The organism is Actinomycetota bacterium (assembly GCA_030774015.1).
In the GTDB taxonomy this organism is placed as follows: domain Bacteria; phylum Actinomycetota; class UBA4738; order UBA4738; family JACQTL01; genus JALYLZ01.
Window position 1 is genome coordinate 1 of record JALYLZ010000004.1, and the last position, 8,448, is coordinate 8,448.

The window sequence follows — 8,448 nt, forward strand, 5'->3', positions numbered from 1 at the left end:
GTGCTGTCGGACGCGGCCGAAGCGGCGCGCGAGGCCGCCGGGCGGGACGCGACCCTTCCCGAGGTGGCGGACGCGGCCCTGGCCGCAGCTCGAGCGTCCCTGGAGCGGACCAGGGACGTCCTTCCCGAGCTCCGGGCGGCCGGCGTGGTGGATGCCGGAGCCAAGGGGATCGTCCTGCTGTTCGACGCGATCGCGTCGACCCTGGGCGGACACGACCTGACCGTGGCGGTCGGCCCACCGGGCCCGGTCGGGCACGTCGAGGACGGCGACCGCCGCGAGCTCTCGTTCCGGCACGAGGTGATGTACCTGCTGGAAGCCGGCGACGACCGCGTCCCCGCGCTCACCGAGCGACTGGGTGGCCTGGGGGATTCCCTGGTGGTGGTGGGGGGCGGCGGGATGTTCAAGGTCCACGTCCACACCAACGAACCGGACCTGGCCGTCGAGGCGGGGCGGGACGCCGGGGCCGTGCGCGACGTGCAGGTGGTCGACCTGGAGGACCAGGTCGCCGAGCGATGTGTGGCCGGACAGGCCCGAGCGGTCCGGGTGGCCGAGCACCAGGCCACGGCGCTCGTGGCCGTGGCCGATGGCGACGGCCTGATCCGGATCTTCCGCTCGCTGGGAGCCGTGGTCGTCCCCGGCGGCCCCGGGCGGAATCCGTCCGTGGGAGACCTGGTCGAGGCGATCCAGGCGGCGCCGTCCACCTCGGTGGTGCTGCTGCCCAACCATCGCAACGTGGTCCCCGCCGCGGAGCGGGCCGCCGCCGCGAGCGGGAAGGACGTCCGCGTCGTGCCGTCGCGTTCCATACCGGCCGGCCTGGCCTCGGCGGCTGCGTTCAACCCCATGGCCTCGGCGGAGGAGAACGAGAAGGACATGGCCGAGGCCGCGGATGCCGCCACGGCCATCGAGATCACCCGGGCCGTCCGGGACGCCGAGACCCCGAAGGGCCGGGTGCAGGCGGGGGACTGGCTCGGCCTGGCCGAGGGAGAGGTTCGCGTCGCCGGCGGGGAGCCGGCGGAGCTGGCGGCCCGTCTGGTGGCGGACCTCCGCACCGAGGACCACGAGGTCATCACCCTCGTGGTGGGGGCGGACCCCTCGGACCAGGAGGCGGCCGCCGTGGAGGAGGCGGTCCGGGCCGCGGCTCCCGACCTGCACGTCGAGACGCACCGAGGCGGGCAGCCCCAGTACGCCTACCTGATCGGCCTGGAGTGAGCCTCTCCCTCGACGCGCCGGTCCGCGAGGTCGATCCCCGAGTGGCCAACCGCCGGGTCGGCATGCGCGAGAAAGGCCCTCCGGCGTTCCAGGCGCTGGCCGACGGGCTCGGCATCGAGACCGTTCGACAGCTCCTGCACCACTATCCGAGGCGCTACATCGACCGGTCCCAGGTGGCGAGGATCCGGGACCTGCGGGTGGGGCAGCAGGCCACCATCATCGCCACCGTCCGCACCGTGAAGAAGCGGCTGACCCGGCGGCGCCAGAGCATGGTCACGGTGACGCTGTGGGACGGCTCCGGCTACCTCCACCTGAACTTCTTCAACCAGCCCTGGACGGCCACGTCGTACAAGGAGGGCCACGAGCTGGCCGTCTCGGGAACCGTCGCGCTGTACGGCGGCGCCCTCCAGATGGCGAAGCAGGAGGTCGAGGTCCTCCGAGGGGAGGCCGAGACCATCCACACCGGCCGGATCACCCCGGTGCACGGTGCCACGGAGGGCATCACCACCCGAACCATCCGCGAGCTGGTGTTCCGGGCCCTGGAACAGCTGGCGGAGGTCCCTGACGCGCTGCCCGACGAGGTGGTGGGGCCGGAGGAGGTCGCTTCGTACGACTGGGCCCTGCGGAACATCCACTTCCCGCAGTCGCAGGAGGAGCTGGCCCGGGCCCAGGAGCGGCTGAAGTTCGACGAGCTGTTCGTGCTGGAGCTCGGGGTGGGCTTCCGCAAGCACCGCGTGGCCGCCCAGGAGGTCGGCGTGGCCCACCGTCCCGACGGCGAGCTGATCGGGAAGTTCGTGGCCTCCCTGCCGTTCGAGCTGACGGAGGGACAGCGGCGGGCCATCGAGGAGATCTCCGGGGCCATGGCCCGGCCCCATCCCATGAACCTGCTGCTCCAGGGCGACGTCGGCTCGGGCAAGACGGTGGTCGCCCTGGCGGCCTGCCTCGCGGCGGTCGAATCCGGCCACCAGGCCGCGATCATGGCGCCCACCGAGGTGCTGGCGGGCCAGCACGCGAGGAACGCCGCGGCCCTGCTGGAGCCGATCGGCGCGGTCCGGTTCGCCGACGCCGCCCGCCGGCGCACCGCCCAGGGCTCGCCCGGGCAGGAGTCGCTGCTGGCGGAGGCCGAACCGGCGCCCGCGCTGACCTTCGCCCTCCTCACGGCCGCGGTGACGGGCCAGGAGCGGACCAGGGTCCTGGACGGCGTCCGTTCCGGGGAGGTCGATCTGGTGGTGGGGACCCACGCCCTGGTGCAGGAGGCGGTGGGGTTCCTCGACCTGTCCCTGGCGGTGGTGGACGAGCAGCACCGCTTCGGGGTCCACCAGCGGATGGCCCTGAAGGGGAAGGGTGCGTCGCCGGACGTCCTGATCATGACGGCGACGCCGATCCCCCGGACGCTGGCCCTGACCTACTACGGCGACCTCGACGTGGCCGTGCTGGACGAGCTGCCGGCGGGCCGCCAGCCCGTGGAGACGCGGGTGGTCCGCACGGCCGAGGACCGAGCGCTGGCCTACGACGTGGTGCGGCGGGAGGTCCAGTCCGGCCGGCAGGCCTTCGTGGTGTGCGCGGCCATCGACGAGGACAACCGGCTGGAGGTCAAGGCGGCGGAGAAGGAGGCCGAGCGCCTGGCCACCGAGGTGTTCCCGGACCTCCGGGTGAACGTGCTGCACGGCCGGATGCGTCCCGCGGAGAAGGAGTCCCGGATGGACGAGTACCGGGCCGGCCGCTTCGACCTGCTGATCTCGACGACCGTCATCGAGGTGGGGGTGGACGTCCCCAACGCGACCGTGATGCTGGTGGAGAACGCCGAACGGTTCGGCCTGGCCCAGCTCCACCAGCTCCGGGGCCGGATCGGACGCGGCGCGCACCGTTCGTACTGCTACCTGTTCGACGAGAGCGCTCCGGACAACGAGCTGGCGCGGGAGCGGCTGGACGCCATGGTCCGGACCACCGATGGGTTCGAGCTGGCAGACGAGGACCTCCGGCTCCGGGGCGAGGGGACGCTGTTCGACATCCGGCAGTCCGGCATGCCGGATCTCAAGCTGGCCCGCCTGGCCGAGGACGTCGACCTGGTCCGGCGGGCCCGCGCCCGCGCCTTCGCCCTCATCGACCAGGATCCCGAGCTCACCGGCCATCCGGCGCTCCGGCGCGAGCTGGAGGATCGCTTCGCCGAGTCCATCGACTGGCTGTTCCACTCGTGAGGGTCATCCGATGAGGGTCATCGCCGGCGCGGCCAAGGGCGTGCGGCTGGGGCCGGTTCCGCCTGGAACCAGGCCGATCTCGGACCGGGCCCGGGAGGGCGTGTTCTCCAGCCTGGCCGCACGGGTCCCCGGCGCCATGGTGCTGGACCTGTACGCGGGGACGGGGGCCGCCGGGATCGAGGCGCTGTCTCGAGGGGCCGACCACGCGACCTTCGTGGACCGCTCCCGCCAGGCAATCCGGACGATTCATGACAATCTTCAGCGAAGCAAGCTCACGGCCAACGCCACCGTCGTCGAGCGCGAGGTTGCTCGTTTCCTTGGCACATCCGTGGAGCCGTTCGACCTGGTGTTCGTGGATCCGCCCTACGACACGGCCCCGGAGAGCGTGGCCGGCGACCTGGAGAAGCTGGCCGGGGGATGGCTGGCGGAGGGGGCCACGGTGGCCCTGACCAGGCCCAGAAAGGGTTACATCCCTGTGATTCCTGTATCCTGGCAGGTCGCGAGGCGCCTGGAGTACGGCGATACCCTCGTCGTCTTGTATCGGGAGGTCTGATGGCCAGGGCGGCCTTGTGTCCCGGGACGTTCGATCCGGTGACCAACGGTCACCTCGACATCATCGAGCGGGCCAGCCGCCACTTCGACCAGGTGGTGGTGGCGGTGCTCGAGAACGCCGGCAAGGCCACACCGCTGTTCAGCGTGGACGAGCGAGTGGCCATGCTGAAGGAGGCCGTGGCCGACATGGCGAACGTCGAGGTGGACTCGTTCTCCGGGTTGCTGGTGGACTTCGCCGCCCAGCGGGGGACGGCGATCGTGGTGAAGGGGCTGAGAGCGGTTTCTGATTTCGACTACGAATTCCAGATGGCCCAGATGAACCACCGGCTGGCCGGCGTGGAGACGTTCTTCATGACCACGAACCCCATGTGGTCGTACCTGTCGTCCTCCCTGGTCCGCCAGGTGGCCAGCCTGGGTGGCGACGTCACCGGGCTGGTGCCCGCGGTGGTCGCCGAACGGCTGGGCGAGAAGCTGGGCAAGGAGCGTGGATAGATGGATCTTGCGGCTCGAATCCAGCAGCTCGAGGACATGATCAAGGAAGCGAAGTCCATGCCCCTGTCGTCGTCGGCCCTCCTGAACCGGGAGGAGCTGCTCGAGGTGGTGGCGGAGATGCGCGACTCCCTTCCCGAGGAGATCAAGCAGGCCCGGTGGGTGGTCAAGGACCGGGAGGAGCTCCTGGTCAAGGCGCGCCGGGAGGCCGACGCGCTGCTGGAGAAGGCCCGGGCCGAGCAGGCCAGGCTGCTGTCGCGGGAAGCCGTGGTCCAGGCCTCTCAGGAGGAGGCCGAGCACATCCTGGGCGAGGCCAGGGAGCAGGCCCGGCAGGTGAAGCTGGAGGCCGAGGACTACGTCGACGCCAAGCTGGCGCAGTTCGAGATCACCCTCCAGCGTCTCCACGAGGGGCTGGCCCAGACCCACGAAGCCATGGCGGAGTCCTTCGAGCACACCCGGGGCAGCCTGGACAAGACCGTCGAGCAGGTACAGCGGGGCCGCGAGAAGCTCCAGGGCCTGGCCCATCCGGCGCAGGAGCTGGTCGAGGAGCAGGGGGAGCAGGAGGAGCTCCAGGAGCTGCCCCAGTGAACCCGATCGACGTCCGCGACCTGCTGGGCCATCCCGGCTCCTCCCGCGCCGTGCGGGTGGACGAGCCCGTCCCGGGCCTCGGCATCGAGCTGGCCCGGGTTCCCGACGAGACCCCCGTGCACGGCGAGTTCCTGCTGGAGAGCGTGGTCGAGGGCATCCTGGTGTCGGGGACGGTTGGCGGCCGGATGGCGCTGTCGTGCGCCCGGTGCCTGCGCACGTTCGACGCCGGGTTCGAGTTCCAGGTCCGGGAGCTGTTCTCGGCCGACGCCCCGCCGGGAGGCGACGAGTATCCGCTGCAACCGGAAGGGGCGATCGACGTCGAGCCCATGGTCCGGGACGCGCTGATGCTGGGCCTGCCGTTCTCGCCCCTGTGCCGGCATGACTGCCTGGGGCTGTGCGAGCGATGCGGAGGAGACCGGAACGCGGGGGAGTGCACCTGTGCGCCCCAGCCCGCCGACGCCCGGTGGGCCTGGCTGGACCGGCTGTTCAACTAGAGGCCCGACCGACAGGAAGGAACACACGTGGCAACGCCGAAGAAGAAGACCACGAAGACCAAGCGCGATCAGCGGGCCGCGCACTGGAAGGCGGAGCCCTCGACGTACGCCGAGTGCCCCCAGTGCCACCAGCCCAAGCTGCCGCACCGCGTGTGCCTGAACTGCGGCTACTACGCGGGACGCCAGGCCATCGAGGTCGAGTAAGGGACCGAGATGGCGCGAGGCGGCGGGCGCCGCGGCACGGCCGAGGCGCCCCGGAAGGCACGGGGCGTGTCCCAGGACGGGTCCGCTCAGGGCGCCGGTCCCGGTGAGGTGGAGGCGCTGGAGCGGGCCCTGCGGGTCCGGTTCCGCGACCACGACCTGGCCCGCGCGTCCCTCACCCATCGCTCGTTCGCCTTCGAGCAGGGGCTGGTGGTGACGAACGAGCGCCTGGAGTTCCTGGGCGACGCCGTCCTGGGGCTGGTGGTGACGGACCGGGCGTTCCGGCAGTTCCCGGACCTGTCGGAGGGGGAGCTGGCCAAGCTCCGCGCCGCCGCCGTCAACATGACGTCGCTGGCCGAGGTGTCGCGGGACCTCGGGATCGGCGAGCTGGTGCTGCTGGGCCGGGGCGAGGAGCTCTCCGGGGGCCGGCTGAAGGCCAGCATCCTGGCCGACGCCATGGAAGCCGTCCTGGGGGCGGTGTACCTGGACCTGGGCCTGGGCGCGGCGCGGCGGCTGATCGACCGGCTGTTCTGGCCCCGCATGGAGGCCTACGCCAGGGGCGAGGGGGACCGCGACTACAAGACCGGGCTCCAGGAGCTGGCCTCGCAGGACATCGGCTCGGTGCCGGAGTACCGGGTGGTCTCCCGGGGGCCCGACCACGCCAAGGAGTTCACGGCCACGGTGTACCTGGCCGGCGAGTCGTGGGGCCGGGGGAAGGGCCACTCGAAGAAGGAGGCGGAACAACAGGCCGCCCGTGAGGCGTTCACCAAGCTCGTGGCCGGGACCGGCCCGAGCGGAGAGGGAGAAGGAGCGTAGGTGGAGCTACCCGAGGTCGAGGTCATGCGCAGGGACCTCGAGAAGGACGTGGTCGGCAAGCGGATCAAGCAGGTGGAGGTCCGCCCCAGCCCGAATGCCCTCCGGACCATCCGCCGGCACGCCAAGCCCGGCAAGCGGGGCGTCCGCCGGGAGTTCGCCGCACGCCTGGAGTCCCGCAAGGTCACCAAGGTCGAACGCAAGGGGAAGTACCTCCTGCTCCACCTCGAGGGCGGAGACGTCCTGGTGGTGCACTTCGGGATGAGCGGCCAGTTCATCCGGGCCACCAAGCGCCAGCCCCTGCCGCCCCACACCCACGTCGTGATCACCTTCCAGCAGGGCGGCGACCTCCGGTTCGTCGATCCCCGCACCTTCGGCGAGATGTTCGTCACGTCGGCGGACGAGCTGGGCAAGGTCCGCGAGCTCGACCACATCGCCATCGACCCGCTGGAGGACACGTTCACCTGGCAGGCCTTCGGCGATCTGCTGGCCCAGCGGGCATCGAAGCTGAAGCCGCTGCTCATGGACCAGAAGTTCGTGTCGGGCCTCGGCAACATCTACTCCGACGAGGTCCTGTTCGCGGCGGGGCTCCGCCACGACCGGATGTCGGACTCGCTGTCCTCCCAGGAGGTCCGCCGCCTGTACCGGGCCATCCAGGAAGTGGTGCAGGAGGCCATCCGCCACCGCGGTACCACCCTCGACGACGAGGCCTACGTGGACCTGTTCGGCCGGCCCGGCGAGTTCCAGCGGGAGCTCAAGGTGTACGGCCGCAAGGGCCAGCCGTGCCGCCGGTGCCGGACCCCCATCCAGAGCGTCACCGTCGGCGGGCGGCGCTCGTACTTCTGCCCGCAGTGCCAGTCCTGAACGTCCGCTGAATCCTCCGCGACACTTCGATCCGTCCGCTTCCCCAATGCGAAGGCCGTGGGGTAGCGTTCCGGCGTCCCATCAACGAAAGGGGGAGGTGCATGTCCAATCACGACGCGGAGGCGAACAAGGGCGCCGCGCGGCGCATCGAGGAAGCCTGGTCGGCCAGCGACATGGAGGCGCTCGACCAGCTCATCGCCCAGGACTTCGTGGCCCACACGCCGGGGGCCGAGATGGTGCCGCCGGGTCTCGACGGGGCGAAGATGGCCCACGCGGGCACGATGCAGTCGTTCCCGGACCGCCAGGTCACGGTCGAGGACGTGATCGGCGAGGGCGACCGGGTGTTCGTCCGGTGCCGGATGCAGGGCGTGAACACGGGCGGCCTGGACTGGGCGGGCATCCCTGCGAACGGCAACTCCATCGACATCGAGTACGTCACGGAGTTCCGGTTCCAGGACGGCAAGGTCGTGGAGACCTGGGCCCAGATGGACGTGGCGAAGATGATGCAGCAGCTCGGAGCCATGCCGGCTCCCGGAGCATAGGAGGCCTGGCATGTCGGAGCAGGAGCGCAACAAGGAAGACTCGAAGCGGTTCCTGGAGGGCGTGTTCAACCAGCACGACCTCTCGGTGTTCGACGAGCTGATCGCCGACGACTTCACCGAGCACGAGGTGATCCCCGGGTTCAGTCCCGACAAGGCCGGGTCCCGGCAATGGTTCGAGGCGATGTTCCAGGCCTTCCCGGACTTCCGCGTCGATGTCGATGACATGGTGGCGGACGGCGACCGGGTGGCCATCCGGAGCAGGTTCTCCGGCACGCACCAGGGCGAGTTCATGGGCATTCCCGCCACCGGCAGGCCGATGTCGGTCGGAGCCATGGACATCATCCGGGTGGTGGACAGGAAGGCCACCGACCACTGGGGCGTGTTCGACACGATGGGCCTGCTGATGCAGCTCGGGGTGATCCCGACGCCGGAGGCGCAGCCCGCCGGCTGACCCCTCAGACGACTTCGGCGCCCGCGTCGCGCATCGCCTGCACGGCG

At 71.0% G+C, this 8,448-nt stretch carries 10 protein-coding genes and 1 pseudogene; all 11 read left to right on the forward strand.

Going from position 1 to position 8,448, the window contains the following annotated elements:
• On the forward strand, positions 1-1,209 hold a 1,209-nt coding region (locus M3Q23_00465), incomplete at its 5' end, for a DAK2 domain-containing protein (protein ID MDP9340590.1).
• Positions 1,206-3,407 carry an ATP-dependent DNA helicase RecG gene (recG, locus tag M3Q23_00470; GenBank protein ID MDP9340591.1) on the forward strand — a complete coding sequence of 734 codons (2,202 nt, stop codon included), beginning with the start codon at positions 1,206-1,208 and terminating at the stop codon, positions 3,405-3,407. The genes M3Q23_00465 and recG, both read left to right, overlap by 4 nt.
• A 10-nt stretch (positions 3,408-3,417) precedes the next feature.
• Positions 3,418-3,960 (forward strand): 16S rRNA (guanine(966)-N(2))-methyltransferase RsmD, encoded by a 543-nt coding sequence (gene rsmD / locus M3Q23_00475; protein MDP9340592.1) that lies wholly within the window; start codon positions 3,418-3,420, stop codon positions 3,958-3,960.
• Positions 3,960-4,451 (forward strand): pantetheine-phosphate adenylyltransferase, encoded by a 492-nt coding sequence (gene coaD / locus M3Q23_00480; protein MDP9340593.1) that lies wholly within the window; start codon positions 3,960-3,962, stop codon positions 4,449-4,451. Before rsmD ends, coaD begins: the two co-directional genes overlap by 1 nt.
• Complete coding sequence (locus M3Q23_00485; protein MDP9340594.1) at positions 4,452-5,036, forward strand: hypothetical protein; 585 nt, start codon at positions 4,452-4,454, stop codon at positions 5,034-5,036.
• Positions 5,033-5,530 (forward strand): DUF177 domain-containing protein, encoded by a 498-nt coding sequence (locus M3Q23_00490; GenBank protein ID MDP9340595.1) that lies wholly within the window; start codon positions 5,033-5,035, stop codon positions 5,528-5,530. Before M3Q23_00485 ends, M3Q23_00490 begins: the two co-directional genes overlap by 4 nt.
• A 27-nt stretch (positions 5,531-5,557) precedes the next feature.
• Positions 5,558-5,734, forward strand: coding sequence for a 50S ribosomal protein L32 (gene rpmF, locus M3Q23_00495; protein MDP9340596.1), 177 nt, complete (start codon positions 5,558-5,560; stop codon positions 5,732-5,734).
• Between the two features lie 156 nt (positions 5,735-5,890).
• A pseudogene (gene rnc / locus M3Q23_00500) lies at positions 5,891-6,547 on the forward strand (ribonuclease III).
• Positions 6,548-7,408: a bifunctional DNA-formamidopyrimidine glycosylase/DNA-(apurinic or apyrimidinic site) lyase gene (mutM, locus tag M3Q23_00505; protein ID MDP9340597.1), complete on the forward strand. Its 861-nt coding sequence runs from the start codon at positions 6,548-6,550 to the stop codon at positions 7,406-7,408.
• Positions 7,409-7,509: 101 nt separating this feature from the next.
• Entirely contained in the window at positions 7,510-7,950 is a 441-nt protein-coding gene (locus M3Q23_00510; protein ID MDP9340598.1) for an ester cyclase, read from the forward strand.
• Positions 7,951-7,960: 10 nt separating this feature from the next.
• Entirely contained in the window at positions 7,961-8,401 is a 441-nt protein-coding gene (locus M3Q23_00515) for an ester cyclase (protein ID MDP9340599.1), read from the forward strand.
• Positions 8,402-8,448 lie beyond the last annotated feature (47 nt).